The sequence below is a fragment of the Pseudarthrobacter sp. C4D7 genome, assembly GCF_013359725.1.
Classification (GTDB): Bacteria; Actinomycetota; Actinomycetes; order Actinomycetales; family Micrococcaceae; genus Arthrobacter.
The window spans coordinates 163,696-181,645 of record NZ_JABFMW010000003.1 but is presented as its reverse complement, the minus strand read 5'-3'; the positions used below and the strand labels follow the sequence as shown (position 1 = coordinate 181,645).

General features: G+C 67.1%; 13 protein-coding genes. 3 read left to right on the top strand and 10 right to left on the bottom strand.

Going from position 1 to position 17,950, the window contains the following annotated elements:
- Nucleotides 1-65 precede the first annotated feature (65 nt).
- Both HNO81_RS04385 and HNO81_RS04380 read right to left on the bottom strand, forming a co-directional pair.
- On the bottom strand, nt 66-2,918 hold the full coding sequence (locus HNO81_RS04385) for an ATP-binding cassette domain-containing protein (RefSeq protein ID WP_175316911.1): 2,853 nt from the start codon (nt 2,916-2,918) through the stop codon (nt 66-68).
- Nucleotides 2,915-3,484 carry a hypothetical protein gene (locus HNO81_RS04380; RefSeq protein WP_175316910.1) on the bottom strand — a complete coding sequence of 190 codons (570 nt, stop codon included), beginning with the start codon at nt 3,482-3,484 and terminating at the stop codon, nt 2,915-2,917. Before HNO81_RS04380 ends, HNO81_RS04385 begins: the two co-directional genes overlap by 4 nt.
- Nucleotides 3,485-3,803: 319 nt before the next feature.
- Here HNO81_RS04380 and HNO81_RS04375 point away from each other — a divergent pair, with 319 nt between their 5' ends.
- Complete coding sequence (locus tag HNO81_RS04375; RefSeq protein WP_175316909.1) at nt 3,804-5,324, top strand: DUF4041 domain-containing protein; 1,521 nt, start codon at nt 3,804-3,806, stop codon at nt 5,322-5,324.
- A gap of 92 nt (nt 5,325-5,416) precedes the next feature.
- On the opposite strand, the gene HNO81_RS04370 is transcribed toward HNO81_RS04375, so the two are convergent.
- From HNO81_RS04370 to HNO81_RS04335, 8 genes are all read right to left on the bottom strand, one after another.
- Nucleotides 5,417-6,991 carry an APC family permease gene (locus tag HNO81_RS04370; RefSeq protein WP_217509094.1) on the bottom strand — a complete coding sequence of 525 codons (1,575 nt, stop codon included), beginning with the start codon at nt 6,989-6,991 and terminating at the stop codon, nt 5,417-5,419.
- Between the two features lie 145 nt (nt 6,992-7,136).
- Entirely contained in the window at nt 7,137-8,777 is a 1,641-nt protein-coding gene (locus HNO81_RS04365; RefSeq protein ID WP_175316908.1) for a GMC family oxidoreductase, read from the bottom strand.
- On the bottom strand, nt 8,778-10,316 hold the full coding sequence (locus HNO81_RS04360; protein WP_175316907.1) for an aldehyde dehydrogenase family protein: 1,539 nt from the start codon (nt 10,314-10,316) through the stop codon (nt 8,778-8,780). It abuts the gene before it with no gap.
- A 75-nt stretch (nt 10,317-10,391) separates the two neighbouring features.
- Nucleotides 10,392-10,985, bottom strand: coding sequence for a TetR/AcrR family transcriptional regulator (locus tag HNO81_RS04355; protein WP_175316906.1), 594 nt, complete (start codon nt 10,983-10,985; stop codon nt 10,392-10,394).
- Nucleotides 10,986-11,061: 76 nt separating this feature from the next.
- Complete coding sequence (locus tag HNO81_RS04350; protein WP_175316905.1) at nt 11,062-12,339, bottom strand: benzoate/H(+) symporter BenE family transporter; 1,278 nt, start codon at nt 12,337-12,339, stop codon at nt 11,062-11,064.
- Nucleotides 12,340-12,447: 108 nt separating this feature from the next.
- Nucleotides 12,448-13,425: an ABC transporter substrate-binding protein gene (locus HNO81_RS04345; protein ID WP_175316904.1), complete on the bottom strand. Its 978-nt coding sequence runs from the start codon at nt 13,423-13,425 to the stop codon at nt 12,448-12,450.
- A gap of 244 nt (nt 13,426-13,669) precedes the next feature.
- Nucleotides 13,670-14,368 carry a type 1 glutamine amidotransferase domain-containing protein gene (locus HNO81_RS04340; RefSeq protein WP_175316903.1) on the bottom strand — a complete coding sequence of 233 codons (699 nt, stop codon included), beginning with the start codon at nt 14,366-14,368 and terminating at the stop codon, nt 13,670-13,672.
- A gap of 64 nt (nt 14,369-14,432) precedes the next feature.
- The gene (locus HNO81_RS04335) at nt 14,433-15,305 is read right to left on the bottom strand and encodes an aldo/keto reductase (RefSeq protein ID WP_175316902.1); all 873 of its coding nucleotides are present in this window, start codon (nt 15,303-15,305) and stop codon (nt 14,433-14,435) included.
- 139 nt (nt 15,306-15,444) lie between these two features.
- Between HNO81_RS04335 and HNO81_RS04330 the strand changes: the two genes are divergently transcribed.
- A complete protein-coding gene (locus HNO81_RS04330) occupies nt 15,445-16,434 on the top strand; it encodes an LLM class flavin-dependent oxidoreductase (RefSeq protein ID WP_175316901.1) in 990 nt (329 codons plus the stop codon).
- Nucleotide 16,435: 1 nt separating this feature from the next.
- Nucleotides 16,436-17,908 (top strand): MFS transporter, encoded by a 1,473-nt coding sequence (locus tag HNO81_RS04325; protein ID WP_175316900.1) that lies wholly within the window; start codon nt 16,436-16,438, stop codon nt 17,906-17,908.
- Nucleotides 17,909-17,950 lie beyond the last annotated feature (42 nt).

Below are 17,950 nucleotides of genomic sequence, written 5' to 3'. Positions count from 1 at the left end.
CCTAACACTGGGGAACAGAGGACAACAGTGTCACAAATTCGTTGGCTGGAGGCAACCTGTCTGCGTCACGGTGTGAGCTGGCGCCGGTCCCGCACCAGCGGTGACGGCACACTGGCGGCCTGGCCGTCTGCCCCGGAAGCCCCGCCCGCACCGGAAACCGGCTTCACCCGCCGCAGCGCGGCCAGCACGGCGCGGCCCACCACCGCGATGCCGATCACCGTGGTGACGGCCCGCAGGGTGTCCCAGCCCGCCGTCGACGTCACCAGTGAGTAGAGCAGGAAGCTGCTGAGGTTGGTGCCCAGCGGTGCGCCCGGAACATAGGAAATCCCGGTGCCGCTGCCCACGGCGAAGGGCCAGAACCACAGGTTGAGCAGCAGCCCGAACACATAGGACGCCACCACGCCGTAGGCCGCCAGCATCCACAGCTCTGCCCTGCCCCGCACCCGGCGGGGGAGCAGCCCGGCCCCCGCGCCCACCCACGCGCAGGCAAAAATCTGGAACGGCGTCCACGGCCCGATCCCGCCCCACAGCGCACTGGAGACGGCAATCGTGGCGGCCCCGAGCAGCAGCCCGAACCGGGGACCGAACGCCCGGCCAGCCAGGATCAGCAGGATAAACACCGCTTCCACGCCGCCGACGCCGGTGCTCGCCACCCGCACCGCTGAACCGACTGCAGCCAGCACGCCCAGCAGTGCCACCGTGTGTGCCGAACGCACCGACCCGTCCAGGGAAAGCACGACGGCGACCGCGGCCACGGGTGCAATGGCCAGCGCCGCGTAGGGGGTTGCGGCGGCAGCGTCCTGGGGGAGGGCCGCGGCAAGCAGCGGCCAGCAGAACGCGGCGAGGGCGAGCAGGTTGGCGACGGCGAGGACCGCGAGTTCAGCGCCCCTCGGCATCCGGACCCGGTGTGGCCTCCTGGCGCCCGGTACATCTTCCTGTTCAGCGGCGGACGCCCCAGCCTGGGCTCCGGCAAAAGCGGGAGAGGGTGCCGGGACATACGGTTCCGGGGCAGCGACAGGTTCCAGGGATGGCGCCACTCCGTCACGCATCGGCAGGATGCGGGCACCCAGACCGTGCGCGAAGTCGAGGTCGTGCGTGGCGATCATGACCGCCGCGCCATCCTCTGCCGCCGTGCGCAGGGCATTCGCCACCGCTCCGCGTGCGGCCGGATCGAGTCCGCGGGTGGGCTCGTCAATCAGCAGCACCCCGGGGCTGTCCATGGTCTGCAGGGCGATGGCCAGGATCCTGCGCTCGCCGGCGGAGAGGTCCCGCGGATGCCCGTTCCCGACCGGAATATGAACGTCTCCCCGAAGCCGGGCAACGCGGGCCGCCGCGGCACCGGCAGCAACCGCCGCGCCGTGTTTCTTGCGCGCCAGCCGCCGTTCCGCCGCCCGCAGCTCGCCCGCCACGGTATCCCGGGTGAAAAGGTCATCGGAGGCGTCCGGCACCAGGGCGACCCGGCCGCCGTCGGACATTGTCACCGTGCCTTTGGCTTCAGGGAAGGCCAGCGCCACCAGGAGGGAAGACTTCCCGGCCCCGTTCGGCCCCACCAGCGCCACGATCTCGCCGCGGTGCAGGGCCACAGAAGCGTCGCGGACCAGCGGCGTCCCCTTCCGGTGCACCTCGAGGTGGGTTGCCGTCAGCACGGTGTCATGGCTGTGGGCGGGCAAGACAACTGGCCGGGCATGGGCAGGAGCGGAGGGGGCGGGCGCGGTGCCCGGCACCAGGGCGCCGTCCTCGATGGTCCACCAGGAATCCGCCACCAGCACCAGCGCTCCGGCCCGGTGCTCGGCCACGATGACGCATACGCCGTCTTCGCGGGCCAGGATGCTGAGCACGGCGATGACGCGGCTGCGTGCCGTGGCGTCGAGGTCGGCCAGCGGCTCGTCCACCAGCAGCAGCCTGGGCTGGTCCACGACGGCGGCCGCGATGGCCACGAGCGTTGCCTCACCTGCCGAGAGGGTGCTGACGGCCCGGTCCAACAGCGCGGCGACGCCGATCCGTTCCGCCACCGCCAGGACCCGGGCCTTCGCGGCGGCCGACGGCACGCCCCGGAGCTCGAGCGCCAGGGCGATGTCATCCCGGACCCGGCTGGTGGCGAAGGCTGCGCGCGGGTTTTGGAGGACGACGCCCACTAAACCCGCGGTGTCGCGCGGGGGAGCGGAGGCACGGTCCGTCCCGGCAATCCGTACGGTGCCGGACAGCCCGCCGCCGTCCACGTGCGAAAGGAGGCCCGCGAGGCCGCGCAGGATGGTGGACTTACCGGAACCGGTGGGCCCGGTGATCACCGTGACGGACCCGGCGGGCGGCGCGAACGAATCAACCCTGATGCGTGTGTCAGCGATGCGGAACTGTGCACCGCGCACCAGAAGCGGCGCGCCGTCGTCGTGATTTCCTGAGTGTGTTGCCCGGCTGCCGAAGCCGCGCAGCTCCAGGGCCGCCGCAACCCGGCCGGCATGTTCGAGGGTGCGCTCCAGGATGGGCACCAGGGCGCGGGGGCCGAAGCGTTCGCCCCGCAACCGGAAGGCCAACCGAACCGAGGCTACCGCGTCGGCCAGCGCCGGGAGCGCCGCCCACGCCACCACCAGCATCCGCGCCACGCCCTGCAGGGGGCCCCCGCGGGCCAGGCGGACAAAGCCCCGGGACACATCCACCCAGGCGTTGAGCAGGCCGAAAGCGAGAATGGTCGCGGCGATGGGCAATGCGGACAACACCGCTGCCCACAGCCCCGGACCGGTGACCGGGCCCAGGAACACCACATGGGCGTAGGGAGCCGGAAGCCGCAGCGGCGGCAGGTCCAGCAGGACCGGGCTGCCGGTACCTGTCCCGTTGAAAAGGACCCGGTAGGCGACCCGTGCCGCGATGAACACAGCAGCGAGAACCGCCGCTGCGCGCAACGGCGCGGGCCGAAAGGTCATGACGCGGGTGCTGCCGGTTCGTTGTCCACCGTGTAGAGCAGTTCAAGGCTCTCGCCGGGGTTGAGCTTCAGGCTGTCCAGGCCTTCCTGCGCGTAAGCCCACTCGCCGGCGGCGGGCTTCACCCAGAGCGCCCAATACGAGACAGTGTTTTTGTCATCGCACGCTTCACGGGTGGTGCCACCCTTGTGCTTGATGTCGAAGTCCGCGGCGGGCACTCCGTTGACGCGGCATGCGAAGCTCGTGGGGTACTTGGCGGTGCCCTCGACCTTCACTTCAGCTTTGCCCAGAACGGCCGATGCCAGGGTGGGTCCGTCCACGGACACGCAGGCGGAGGTGTCGGCGGCGGACTGCTTCAGGGCGCCCGAATCGACGATGACCTTTACGCCGGCGCAGGGGCCGGCTGAGGTTGAAGCGGCGCTGGCGCTCGACGAAGCCGCTGCAGATGAGGCAGGGGCCGAGGAGCTTGGCTGGGTGGAGGCCGGCGTGGAACAGGCGGCGAGGGTCAGCAGGAGGCCTGCGGCGGCGAGGGAGCCCGCGGACGCGGTGCGGAGTTTAGTCAATGTCACCTGTCAAGGGTAGGGCGTTGGCGGTCCGGAGCGGATGGCCGTTCCGTTGTGTGACGCGGGCCCTCACCACGCGCAGGTCCGCGGTGGACCATCGCGTGGGCGGCCGCGGCGCCCGTCACGACAACGCCCCCTCTTCAGTCCCTCGTCCGGTCAAGCCTTTCGGTGGCTGCTCATATCTAGGCTTCCCGAATGAGTGCAACGCGTCGTGAGGAGCTTTGCATTCCTTGGAGCCGAATGCTGGAAGTGGCCTGGATGTCCTATCTATGTCGCCGTCTGCTGCTACGGTTCGAGCACCAATTACTTAACAAATGGGGGGACCATGTCTGATGTATCGTCCGGACCTACGCCGGAACCGGAGAAACCAAAGAGAGTGCAGGGACGCTTTACCAAGCACATTGTCTGGGCCTGCATTGCTCTTCTAATTACCGCGGTCCTCCCAACTTCCGTTTTTCCATTTAGTCTTATCCCCGCCGGCGCTGTTATCTGGATATTGCTTGATGTTCTCAAGCAATACAGGACAGCATTTGGAGCCCCTGCAGAGGGATTCGGTGTTAGTGCCGAGAACACCTACCGCACGGGTTTAGGTGCGCCGCCCCTTCCTGCGGCAGGGCTGAAGCAATATTCAGATGAGGTCTATCTGGCGAATGTGCAGATGTTGGCCGACCTGCAGCGACTCGGCGCCATGGATACCTTGGCTGGGGAGCGTCACCAGGCCGACCTGGCTAGAAGTATTTCTTCAGCTGAGCAGGAGTTGGCTGCGATAAAAGCAGAGTTGGATTCAGTCCGAGGCGAGGTTCTGGACGTCCGCCAGGTCGCCGACCGGCACAACGTCGGGTTCTACGACTATGAGCACCCCGCTGAGACATCGGTGAAGCTTGCCGATGAACTGGCCACTGTCCGCTCACGGATTAAGGACAAGCTCCGTGAAAAGACGGCAGTTACTACCGTCTCCGGCTTTACGTTCAACGGCTCGGCCAAAGAGGGAACCAAATTTGTTCGTGACCTTTCCGCGCTCTTGCTTCGGGCGTATAACGCAGAGGCGGAAAACTGTGTGAAGACAGTAAAAGCGGGCAATCTTCACACCGCCGCGGCACGCTTGGAAAAAGCTCGGGAGCAGATTGCCAAGCGCGGCACCATGATCGGTCTCCAAATTACGAACGCGTTCCACTCATTGCGAGAAAAGGAGCTTGAACTGGCGGCCCGGCACCTGGAAGCAGTCGCCATCCAGAAACAGTTGGAGGCAGAAGCCCGAGCAGAAGCTCGCGAGGCTGCAAAGGCGCAGCGCGAGTGGGAAGCTTTGAAGGCCAAGCAACAAAAGGAAGTCGACCACTACGCCAACGTCCTCGTTCAGCTTCAGGCGGCCGGAGACCTTGAAGGTGTCCAGCGCGTTCAGGAACAGCTTGACGAAGCAGAAGCAAAACTCGCGGATGCTGAAGACAATGCATTGAATACCCGTGCAGGGTACGTGTACGTCATTTCCAACCTCGGAGCTTTTGGTGACGGGGTGGTCAAGATCGGAATGACTCGTCGCCTCAACCCGATGGATCGCGTGCGTGAGCTGGGTGATGCATCGGTTCCATTCCTCTTTGACGTCCACGCGCTGTTCTTCTCCAAGGACGCGGTTGGCATCGAGACTATGCTCCACCAGCACTTTGCGGCTCAGCGGGTGAACCTCGTCAACCATCGTAGGGAGTACTTTTATGCTTCCCCATCGGACGTGAAGAACGCTTTGGTGGAACATCATGTGGAACTCGTGGAGTACCAGGAGAACGCGGCGGCCGAGGAGTTCTCGGCATCAAAGGATCTCCGTGAGGCCGGACAATTTGCCGGTGCCAGATAGCTGAAGGCTCTCTAACCTGACCTGACCGAAGTAAAGGGGTCGACGGCGGCACTCGGGTGAGTGCCGCCGTCGACCTTTCTGCTGAGGCGCTGCTAGCCTTCGGTTGCCATGAACGCGTTGGCCGGCACCGCTTCCTCCGGCGCGTCGTACCGCGGGTCATTGGACGACGGATGGGCGGCCACTGCGGCAGCGTGCTCGGCCAGCACCCCGGTCTGGTGGCGGATCTTCAGGCGGTACAGGAGGGTCCCGCCAATCACCACGGCGGCAACGAAGAATACGCCGCCCCACTGCAGGTACCACTCGAACGGCGGCACCGAGTTGTAGATCTCCGGGCGGGGCCAGACCAGGTTAACCGTCATGGCGGCGCCCCACAGGACGGCCAGGATGTTCACGGGTAGCCCCCATTTGCCCATGCTGAACCCGGGCTCGGAACCGTCCGCGACCAGCGGCCACTTCTTCAGGATCCGATTGCGGAGCAGGGGAACCGTGACCAGGAGGTAGGACAGGTAGATCAGCACGATGCTGATGCTGGACAGGATGGTGAAGATGGCCGGCTGCATCACGTTGACCAGCAGCGGGATGACCGCCAGGACGCCGATGACGATCGCTGCTACCGTGGGGGTCCGGCGGACCGGGTCCACTTTGCCCAGCTGCCGGCTGAAGGGCAGGTTGTTGTCACGGGCCATGGCGAACATCATCCGGATGGCGGCGGCGTGGACGGCCAGGGTGCAGACCACCACGGCCACCACGATGCAGGCCAGGAAGGCCTTGCCGAACGGGCCGCCCAGGACGGAGAGCACGATGTGCTGCAGGCCGCCGTCGGGTGAGCCGATCTGCGGGTCTGTGAGGTCCGGTGCGGCCAGGATGCCGAACAGCAGGATCCCCCCGCCCAGCAGGAATGATGCCGTGACGGCGCGCAGGATGGCCTTGGGCGCGGTCTTCTTGGGATCCTTGGTTTCCTCGCCCAGGGAGCTGGCGGTGTCGAAGCCGTACATGACGTAGCCGGAGGCCATGGCGCCGATCAGGAAAACGCCGAAGAAGCCCAGGTCCTTGCCCTCGCCGAAGCCGTTGGTCTGGAAGAAGACCTCCGGCCCGCGGACCACGTGCCAGGCCAGTGCGAGGATCAGCAGCACGGCGGCGATGAGCTCCACGAAGACGCCGATGCTGTTGATCCGGGTCATCAGCTTCACGCCGAACGCGTTGATGAGGGTGGAGATGGTGATCATGATGGTGGCCAGGACCACCCCGTTCATCGCGAAGTCATAGGGGCCCGTGCCGTCGCCGACGAACTGGAAGCCCTCCCAGAGCTGCGGGAGGGTGATCTGCAGGGCCAGGGCCACCGAGCCCAGCGCCATGATGGAGGACAGCAGCAGCAGCCAGCCGGCCAGCCAGGACGAGGTTCCGGAGGACAGCCGCTTGGCCCAGTTGTAGACCGAGCCCGCAACCGGGTAGCGGCCTGCCAGTTCGGCAAAACACAGCGCCACCATCAGCTGGCCGACGAACACGATGGGCCAGGACCAGGCGTACGCCGGGCCGGCCATGGAAAAGCCAAAGTAGAACAGTTGGAAAACACCGGTGAGGATGGAGATGTAGCTGACACCCGCTGCGAAGCTGGCAAACTTGCCGATGCTTCGATCCAGCGTCTGGGTGTAGCCGAATTCGTCCATGCCGCTTGAATCAATACTCTTGCTGGGTTCCAATATGGACTCCTAGATCAGAAAAGCACGATGGGTACGGCCGCCCTGGGGTGCGGCGGAATAACGTTCTGCGGGGGCCGCGCTGTTGGGAGCGCTGCCCCTTTTGACCCGCCGCTCAGGCGAGGGACGTGGTGAGCTCCTTCTTTTCCAGGGCGTCGGCGCCGGCGTAGTCCGCCTTGATCAGGTCGGCACAGCGCTCGCCGATCATCATGACGGTGATGTTGGGATTGACGGTGACGTGTTCAGGCATGACGGACGCATCGGCCACCCGGAGGCCGGTGACACCCTTGACCCGCAGCTCCGGATCCAGCGGCGACATGTCGTCGTCGGCTGGCCCCAGGCGGACGGTGCCCACCGGGTGGTAGACGGTGTTGTGGGTCTTGCGGATGTAGTCCTGCAGTTCCTCGTCGGTCTGGGCCTCAACGCCGGGCGAGAGCTCGCGGCCGGTCCATTCCGCCATGGCGGGCTGGGCGGCGATCTCGCGGGCCTTGCGGATGCCGGCCACCATGACGCGCATATCATGGCCTTCCGGGTCCGTGAAGTAGCGCGGATCCACCATCGGCTTGTCGCGGAAGTCGCGGCTGCGCAGCCGGACCGTCCCGCGGGAGCGGGCGTGGGTGACGTTGGGGGTGAGGCTGAAGCCGTTCTCCGTGGTGGGGTAGCCGTGCCGCAGCGTGTTCATGTCGAACGGGACGGAGCCGTAGTGCATCATCAGGTCGGGGCGGTCCAGGCCGTCCTCGGTGGGGGTGAAGATGCCGATCTCCCACCACTGGGTGGAGGTCTGCACCATAGGCTGCCTGGCCTCGAACTGCACCACGCCTTCCGGGTGGTCCTGCAGGTTCTCGCCCACGCCGGGGGAGTCCACCAGCACCTCGATGCCGTGCTGGGCCAGGTGTGCTGCGGGGCCGATGCCGGAGAGCATGAGCAGCTTGGGGGAGTCGATGGCGCCGGTGGACACGACGACTTCCTGGTGTGCGGTAAGCCGGTGCGTGCGGCCGAATGCTCCGTCGACCACGTCCACGCCGGTGCAGCGCTTGTCCGCATCGAACACGAGCTGGCGGGCGCGCAGGCCGGTCAGCAGGGTGAAGTTGGGCCGGTCGATGATGGGGTGGATGTAGGAGACAGAGCTGGAGGAGCGGGTGCCGTCCGCGCGGCGGTTGATCTGGAAGAAGTTGGCGCCGTTGACCACGGTTGTGCCGGTGTTGAACTTCGCCCGCGGGATGCCCGACTGCTCGCAGGCGTCCAGAAGTGCGACGCCGGCAGGATCCGCCGGGGGCACGTTCATCAGGTGCACGGGGCCGGAGTCGCCGTGGTGCGTTGCGTCGGGGCCGGCATCTTCATTGGTTTCCAGCCGCTTGTACAGCGGCCAGGCGTTGGCGGCGTTCCAGCCGGTGGCGCCGTACTTGGACTCCCATTCGTCCAGGTCCTCGCGCGGTGCCCAAAAGGCGATGCAGGAGTTGTGGCTGGAGCAGCCGCCCATCACCTTGGCGCGGGCGTGGCGCATGAAGGAGTTGCCGTTTTCCTGCGGTTCGATGGGGTAGTCCCAGTCGTAGCCGGATTCCAGCAGTTCCATCCAGCGGTCCAGCTGCAGGATCTCCGGGATATTGCGGTCGTCCGGGCCGGCCTCCACGAGGGCCACGGTCACGTCCGGATCCTCGCTCAGCCGTGCGGCCACCGCCGCTCCCGCGGACCCGCCGCCGATGACGATGTAGTCGAATTCCCGTTGCGTGGCGTCCTCGATGTTGTCGTAGTGCATCTAGTTCTCCTTGCCGTGGTCAGCAAACCAGCCGGTGACCTGCGGGCTGGTGTTCTGGTAGATGTGCTTGGCTTCCTGGTACTCGGCCAGGCCGGTGGGGCCCAGCTCGCGGCCGACGCCGGACTGGCCGAAGCCGCCCCACTCGGCCTGGGGGAGGTAGGGGTGGTAGTCGTTGATCCAGATGGTGCCGTGCCGCAGCCGGGAGGCCACGCGCTGCGCCTTGCCGGCATCCTGGGTCCAGACGGCGCCGGCCAGGCCATAGATCGTGTCGTTGGCGGTGGCCACTGCTTCGTCCTCGGTGCGGAAGGTTTCCACGGTCACCACGGGGCCGAACGCTTCGTCGGTGACCACGGACATGCCGCGCTGCACCTGGTCCAGGATGGTCGGCTGGTAGTAGAACCCGCCGTCGTACTTCTCCCCTGAAGGTGCCGCGCCGCCGGTGCGGAGCCGCGCGCCCTCCTGGATTCCCCGCTGGACGTAGGTGTGGACCTTGTCGCGGTGCGCTGCGGAGATGAGCGGGCCGGTTTCGGCGTCGTCGTCGAAAGGCCCGCCCAGCCGGATGCCCTCTGCGCGGCGGACCAGTTCGTCCACGAAGCGTTCGGCGATGGATTCCTCCACCAGCAGCCGGGCGCCGGCCGAGCAGACCTGCCCGGAATGGACGAACGCGCCGTTCAGGGCGTTGTCCACGGCGACGTCGAAGTCCGCGTCGGCGAACACCACGTTGGGGTTCTTGCCGCCGAGCTCCAGTGCCACCTTCTTGACGGTGGCAGCAGCGGCCGCGGCGATGCGCTTGCCGGTTTCCAGGCCGCCGGTGAAGGAAACAAGGTCGACGTCGGGGTGTTCCGAGAGCGGGGCGCCCGCCTGGGCGCCGGCCCCGGTGACGAGGTTGGCCACGCCGTCCGGCAGGCCGAGGTCCTGCAGCAGCTGCATGGCCAGGATGCTGGTGGAGGGCGTCAGTTCGGAGGGCTTGAGGACGAAGGTGCAGCCGGCGGCCAGCGCAGGCGCGATCTTCCACGCTGCCTGGAGCAGGGGATAGTTCCACGGCGTGATGAGGCCGCAGACGCCCACGGGTTCGTAGACGATCCTGCTAACGACGTCGGCGTCCCCGGCGTCCACCACCCGGCCCGCCTGCTGCCCGGCGAGCCGGCCGAAGTACTCGAAGCAGGCGGCGATGTCGTCCATGTCGATGCGGCTTTCCACCATCCGCTTGCCGGTGTCCAGCGATTCTGCGCGGGCAAACTTTTCCCGTCGCTCCCGCAGCCCGGCGGCGACCTTCAGGAGGAAGGCGCCCCGCTCGGGTGCCGGGACGCTGGACCAGACGCCGGAGTCGAAGGCGGCGCGGGCCGCCGCGATGGCGCGTTCGGCGTCCTCCCGGCCCGCTTCCGAGACGGTGGCCACCAGCTCGCCGTCTGCGGGGTTGCGGATTTCACGGACGGCGCCGGATGCCGCTGGCTCCCATTTGCCGTTGATGAACAAGGTTGCTGCTGTGTTGGGCAGGGCGCTTGTGGCGACGCCTCCGGCCGGTGTGGCGTAAGTCATACGGAGGACAGTAATGCACATTGAACGAGTGTTCAATACTTTTCTTGAACACTCGTTCAATGCTACGGGCGGGTGTTACTCCTGGACGGGAGCGAAGGCAATCTGCTCCGTGCGGGCAATGCTCCGCTGGATGGAGGCGGTGTCCACGCCCAGCAGCGCTGTCAGCCAAACGCCGTTCTGGATCACCACAATGTCCGCCGCCCGTTCCCTGCAGCCCTCCCAGGGGAGCTCCGGCCTGGCCTTGGAGACCAGGGCCGCGAGTCCGTCCAGGTAGCGGTCAAAAGCGGCGGCATTGATTTGGGCGTAGTCCTCGTCCGCCTGGGCGAGGGCCCACAGGTGCAGGCGCAATGACAGGTAGCGCGTGGTCAGCAGATCCTTGCCGGCCACCCGCCGCAGGGCGTTGCGCAACTGCTCCTCCGGCGTCAGGGACGGGTCCGGTGCCACCAGCAGGAGGTCATGCTCGTCCACCCGCCGCAAGGCAGCGCGGATCAGGGTGGTCTTGTCGTCGTAGTAATAGTTGACCAGGCCCAGGGCCACGCCGGCTTCCCGCGCCACGGAGCGCATGCTCACCCCGGAGATGCCGTGGCGGGACAGCAGGTCCATCGCCGCCTCAAGGATGCGGCTCTGCCTGTCCACTTGTTCGCCGGAAGTCACGGCACTGGTCCCCATCTGGCCAGACTATTGCCTAAACGTGCCGAAGCGCACTTTGCCGGACCCGGGCGGGCGTCCGTTGAGCTGCATGCCGTCACGGCCGGGAGTGGTCCGCGCGCTCCAGCAGGCGGGACACCCCGTAACCGATGACCAGCCCCCAGAAGGCGGCGTGGATGTTGAACAGGTTCATGCCGGAGATGGTCACCACGAACGTCACCAGCGAACCCAGCGTAAAGCTGGTGGCGAAGGCCGTAACGAATGCCTGCTGCAAAGCCCGCAGCATCGCGATGCCGCCCAGGGCAAGGACAAACTCCTTGGGCGCGGCCAGCATCAGCCGGGTCAGGGTGGGGGCAAACGCGGCGAACACCAGGGCCAGCAGGCCGTAGGCCACGGCCGCCGTGTATTGGCGCTCCCTCTTCCCGGACGAGGTCAACAAGGCGTTGGTGGGGCCCGTGACGCACGCCGAAACGGCTCCGAACCCGGCGTTCAGCACCGAGAACGCGCCGGAGGCCATGGCGAAGGCATTCACGGGCGGCTGGTGGCCGGCGGCCCGGAGGACGGCGATGCCCTGGCCGTTCTGGACGAACAGCACGGTGAGGGCCAGCGGAACCACCAGTTCGAGCTGGGCGGCCCATGTGAATTCAGGGGCGGTGAAAACCGGAGTGGCCAGGAGCGGTCCGCCGGGCGGCAGGTTGAACTGGCCGCTGACGGCCACGGCAATACCCCCTGCCACCAGGGTGCCCAGGACCGGCGGCAGGAACCTGCCAAGCCTGGGAACCGCGGTGAGGACCAGGAAAGCGGCCACCATGGGGGCTGCCACCGCCGGATTGTTCTGGGTGGAGGCAACGATGTCCGTGCCGAACTTCAGGAACACCGCAGCCACCATGGCCATCACCAGTGGCATGGGCACCAGTGCCATGGCCCGGCGGACCACCCCCGTGGCGCCGAGGGCGAGGATCAGCACGCCGGAGGTGAAGAAGGCCCCGACGACTTCGGGGAAGGACAGGTGCTGCAGGGACGGTCCCAGGAGCACGGTGCCGGGGATGGACCAGGCGAAGCCCAGGGGCTGCCGGTAGATGAGTGACATCAGCAGCGTGGCCGCCCCGCCGGAAAAGAGAATGCCAAAAACCCAGGACGAAAGCTGGCCCTGGGTCAGGCCGCCCGCTGTTCCCACCGCCAGGGTGACGGCGATGGGCCCGGACGCCGCGAAGATGAGCCCGATGGCCCCGTTGGAGACATAGGACAGGCCCAGGTCGCGAAAAACCCGGCGCGGACCCGCGGGCCGGACCCCCGGACGTTCCAGCAGGGGATCCGGCGCCGGCGGGTCCGGCTCCGCGGATGTGGCGCCAGGGCGTCGGCGGGGGTGGCTCATCGGGGCTCCTGGCGGGGTTATCTCCCAGGTTGCGTGCTGCTTCTCGTGGCCCTGCTTAACCAGGACGTAGTCATAAACTACTTCGTCGCCCTTTCCAGCGGTACGGCCCTACGTCTTGGGCAGGCCCGCCGGGTTCAGTTCCGACTTCGGGATGGCCTCGGACGAGAGGCCCCAGCGGTCCAGGATCCTGGCGTAGGTGCCGTCGTCAATCAAGTGGTTCAGCGCAGCCTGCGCGGCCACCGCCAGCCCGTTGCCCTTCTTGGTGGTAAATGCGATCTCAGCCTTCAGTGGCCAGCCGCCCTCCACCGTGCCCACCTGCTTGGTCTTTCCGTCCCGCGCCGCCTTGTACGCGGCGGCGGCGTTCGGTCCAAACGTCAGGTCCGCACGGCCTGACTGAAGGGCGAGGCTCGAGGCCGAGTCGTCGTCGTAATACTGGAACTGGACCGGCGCCAGGCCGTTCTTCCGGTTCTCCTCGTCCCACCGCACCAGGATGGCCTCCTGGTTGGTGCCGGAGCCTACGATGATCCGCTTGCGTGCCACGTCCTTGGCTTCCCTAACCTCGCCAATGCCCGAATCACTCTTGGCGTAGAAGCCCAGGAGGTCGTTGCGGTAGGTGGCGAAATCGAACTTTTCCTTGCGCGCCTCGGTGACGGTGACGTTGGACAGGACGGCCTCGTACTTGGCCGATTCGATGCCCAGCGGCCAGTCAGCCCAGGCGACGGGCAGGACCTCCACCTGCAGGCCGAGTGACTCGCCCACGGCGTAAGCGATATCCACCTCGCTGCCGATCAGGGTCTTGTTGTCCGTGGCGAACAGGCTGAGCGGCGCCGCGCCGCCCGTGGTCACCACGGTGAGTTTGCCGTCAGCCTTGATGGCCTCGGGGACCAGGGCGGCCGCGGCGGGGTCGGCAGCGACTTCGACGCGGTCCTGGTCCGGGGACAGGTTGAAGGTCTTGCCGGTGGAGTTCGTGGCGGACGACGATGATGCCGGGGCCGCCGAAGCACCGGGATCGGAGCAGGCGGCCAGTCCCAGCAGTGCTGAAACGGTAAGGGCCACGACGGCGGACGGCCTGGTGGTGACGGCCATGGTTCCTCCTTTGAAGGGGGTGGAAGCTGCAGCGGAATGTGCGGGTTGCAGCAACTATCCGGCAGCCCCGGAGGCGGAATCAAAGCCCTGCGACACCCTGGGATACAGGGAGTAACCGCAGTTAACCGGACGACCGCGGCGGTCATATTCCCCTCAGGGAATATGGAACCAAGGCCGGAAAGAGGGGATCAGTTCAAAGCGAACTGGTCCCCTCCGCTGGTCCGTAGCGGTCAGAGCCGGCTGGTTACGACAGCGCGGCGAGGACTTCCTTGGCCACGTTCTCGCTGGACTGCGGGTTCTGCCCGGTGATGAGGTTGCCGTCGCGGACCACGTTGGAGGACCAGGCGGCGCCGTTTTCGATGACGGCACCCTTTTCCTTGAGGGCGTCCTCCACCAGCCACGGGGTGTTCTCGCCGGTGCCGCCGCCAAGTTCTTCCTCGTTGGTGAAGACCGTCAGGCGCCGGCCCTTGAACGTGAATGCGCCGTCGTCGTCCGTTGCGCTCAGCAGCCCTGCGGGGCCGTGGCAGAACGGGGCAATGATCTTGCCGGCCTTGTTGGCAGCCACCAGGATGCGGCCCAGGTCCGCGTCCTGGTAAAGGTCGGCCATGGGGCCGTGGCCGCCGGGCATCACCACGGCGTCGTAGGCGGCAACGTCGACGTCGGCAAGGACCAGCGGGTGCGCCAGCTCGCCGTCGATCTTGGCGATGTAGTCCCGGAAGCCCTGGGCTCGTTCCTCGCCGCCGGCCGACTCGGGGGCCAGGCTTACCTGGTCCACGGTGGGCTTCCTGCCGCCGGGGGTGGCGATATGGACCGTGTTGCCGGCTCCGGTCAGGGTCTGGTGCGATACCACCAGTTCCTCTGCCCAGTAGCCGGTGGGGTGTTCACTGCCGTCCTTCATGGTGAGGGAATCTGCGGCCGATACGACCATCAAAATGTTTGCCATGGTGTTTCTCCTGTCCTTGCTGACGTGGGTGTCTATGCTGACGTGAGTGGCTGGAAGCCGCGTGCTACTTGCCTGCTGCTTCAAGCTCAGCGTACGTGGCGTCGTCGAGCGTGATGCCCGCGGCGGCCATGTTCTCTTCGAGGTGCTGTACGGAGCCCGTGCCGGGGATCGGCATCATCACGGGGGAGCGGCGCAGCAGCCAGGCCAGGGCCACCTGGGAGGTGGTGGCGCCCAGGCGCTTGGCGGCCTCATCCAGCGGACCGCCCGGCTGGGCGAGCTCGCCCGCGGAAATCGGCGCCCAGGGAATGAAGCCGATGCCGTTTTCCTCGGAGTAGCGGAGCACATCCTCGGAACTGCGGTCGGTCAGGTTGTACCGGTTCTGGACGGTGGACACCGTAAAGTGCTTCCCGGCGGCCTCCAGCTCCTCAACGCTGACCTGGGACAGGCCCAGGGCGCGCACCTTGCCTTCGTCCTGGAGCTCGCGCAGAACGCCGAACTGCTCTTCGGCATCCACCTTGGGATCGATCCGGTGCAGCTGCAGCAGGTCCAGGGTGTCCACCTTCAACTTCCGCAGGCTAAGCTCGGCCTGCTGGCGCAGGTATTCGGGCCGGCCCACGGGGATCCACTTGTTGGGCCCGGTGCGGGTGAAGCCCACCTTGGTGGCGATCTTCAGCCCCTCCTTGTACGGATGCAGGGCCTCGGCAATGATCTCCTCGCTGACGTTGGGGCCATAGGAATCCGCAGTGTCGATGAAGTCCACGCCGAGTTCGACGGCGCGGCGCACCACGTCAATAGCGGCCTGGCGGTCCTTGGGCTCACCCCAGACGCCGTCGCCCACGATGCGCATGGCACCAAACCCGAGCCGGTGCACGGTTCCCAGGTCCTTGAGGTCGATCGTTGCGGACAGTTCCAGCTGGTTCGTTGAATCATGGCTCATAGGGGCGGCAACATCGTCAGTGTGCTGAGTATTCCGGGCAGGACGAAATATCCCGGGCCCCGCCGTGGTTATGCCTCAAGTGCCTGCCGCGATCCGGCCGGCGCTTTATACGAAACGTTCCTGAAAGGCCGCACCTGACGTGACTCTTCCCCTCTCCATCCTTGACCTGGCAACCATCGGCAAAGGCCAGACGGCGGCGGAGAGCCTGGCGGGCAGCGTGGCCATGGCGCAAAGCGCCGAGAAGCTGGGCTACCGGCGCGTCTGGTACGCCGAGCACCACAACATGTCCTCCATTGCCTCCTCCGCCACCAGCGTGCTGATCGCCCACGTGGCCGCGCACACCGAAAGCATCCGGCTGGGCGCCGGCGGCATCATGCTGCCCAACCACTCCCCGCTGACCATCGCTGAACAGTTCGGCACCCTGGAAACCCTCCACCCGGGCCGGATCGACCTGGGCCTGGGCCGCGCCCCGGGCAGCGACCAGAACACCATGCGCGCCCTGCGCCGTGACCCGATGTCCGCGGACAGCTTCCCGCAGGACGTCCTGGAACTGCAGGGCTACCTCACCGGCCCCACCCGCATCCAGGGCGTGGAGGCCACCCCCGGCAAGGGCACCAACGTTCCGCTGTACATCCTGGGCTCGTCCCTGTTCGGCGCCCGCCTGGCAGCCCAGCTGGGCCTGCCGTATGCGTTCGCCTCGCACTTCGCCCCGGCCGCGCTGCAGGAAGCGGTGGCCATCTACCGCGGCGAGTTCAAGCCGTCCGCCCAGTTGGACGCCCCGCACGTGATCGCCGGCGTCAACGTGATCGCCGCCGACTCTGCCTCCGAGGCACAAGCCATGTTCCAGGCCACCAAACGGGCCCGCGTCTCCCTGTTCTTCGGCGGCGGCCGCGAATTCACCGACGACGAAGCGGACATGATCCTGGACTCGCCGCAGGGCCGGCACATGGCCCAGATGATGACGTACTCCGCCGTGGGCACCCCCGACGCCGTGATCGACTACCTGGACAGCTTCGGCAAGCACGCTGACGCCGACGAACTCATCGTGGCGCACCAGAGCCCCGACACCCGGGACCGGCTGCGGTCCATCGAGCTGCTGGCGGAAGCCGCCGGGCTGGTGCGGGTCTGACATGGCCAACGCAGCCACCACAAAGGACGGCGTAGGGTTCCGGTCCGACCGCGGGCCCATCCTCATCGCCCTGATGCTGTCCACGGGGCTCGTGGCCATCGACTCCACCATCGTTGCCACGGCCGTCCCGTCGATCGTCCGGGACATCGGCGGCTTCTCGTCCTTCCCGTGGCTGTTCTCCGCCTACCTCTTGGCGCAGGCGGTGTCCGTTCCCATCTACGGGAAACTCTCCGACATGGCGGGCCGGAAGCCGATCATACTCACCGGCATTGGCCTGTTCCTGCTGGGCTCTGTGCTCTGCGGCGTGGCCTGGAGCATGCCCTCGCTGATCGCCTTCCGGGCCCTGCAGGGACTCGGCGCCGGTGCGGTGCTGCCCGTGTCCGTCACCATTGCCGGGGACATCTACACCCTCCAGGAACGCGCCAAAGTCCAGGGCTACCTGGCCAGTGTCTGGGCCATCTCCTCCGTGGTGGGCCCCAGCCTGGGCGGTGTTTTCTCGGCCCTCGGGATCTGGCGCGGCATCTTCCTGGTCAACGTCCCGCTCTGCCTGCTGGCTGGCTGGATGCTGGTCCGCACCCTCCATGAAAACGTGGAACGTGCCAGGCACAAGGTGGACTACGCCGGCGCAGTGCTCCTGGCCGGATCGCTGGGCCTGCTCATCCTCGGGGCCCTGCAGGGCGGCCAGGCATGGGCGTGGAACTCGCCCATTAGCACTGGCGTCTTCGCCGTCGGGGCAGTGCTGCTCGTGGCGTTCCTCCTGGTGGAGCGGCGGGCAGCGGAGCCCATCCTCCCGGCCTGGGTGGTCTCCCGCCGCCTGCTCGCCACCACCGCCCTGGTGTCCTTCGGCGTCGGCGCCATGATGATCGGGCTGACCTCCTACGTGCCCACCTTCCTGGAGGGTGCCTTGTCCTCCTCGCCGCTGGTGGCCGGACTGGCCCTTGCGGCGTTGACCCTCGGCTGGCCGCTCAGCGCCTCGCAGGCCGGAAAGTTCTACCTCCGGATCGGCTTCAAGTCCACCGCCCTGATCGGCATCGCCATCGCCGTGGCGGGCCTGCTGATCCTGTCACTGACGGCCTCCACGCCCAACGTGGCGCTGATCGCGGTCAGCTGCTTCGTCGTCGGGCTCGGCCTGGGCCTGCTGGCCACCCCCACCCTCATTTCCGCCCAGTCCAGCGTGCCCTGGCACGAACGCGGCGTGGTGACCAGCACCAACATGTTCGCCCGCTCCATCGGCAGCGCCCTCGGCGTGGCCGTGTTCGGCGCCGTGGCCAATTCCATCTACGGCGGCAGCAACGGCGGCGACGCCGATCCCGCCACGGTCATCAGCGCGTCGGGTGCCGTATTCCTGGCCGCACTGGTGGCCGGCCTGCTGACCGTGGCGGCTGTGCTGGCCATGCCCGCCATCAAGGCAGAGGACAGCGGAAAGTTCGACGCCGAGCCGATGCCCACCAGCGCGGACGGCAGCTCCAGTTAGGCGGCTCCACCTGGGCGGCCGGTGGGCGGAGCCGCCAGATGG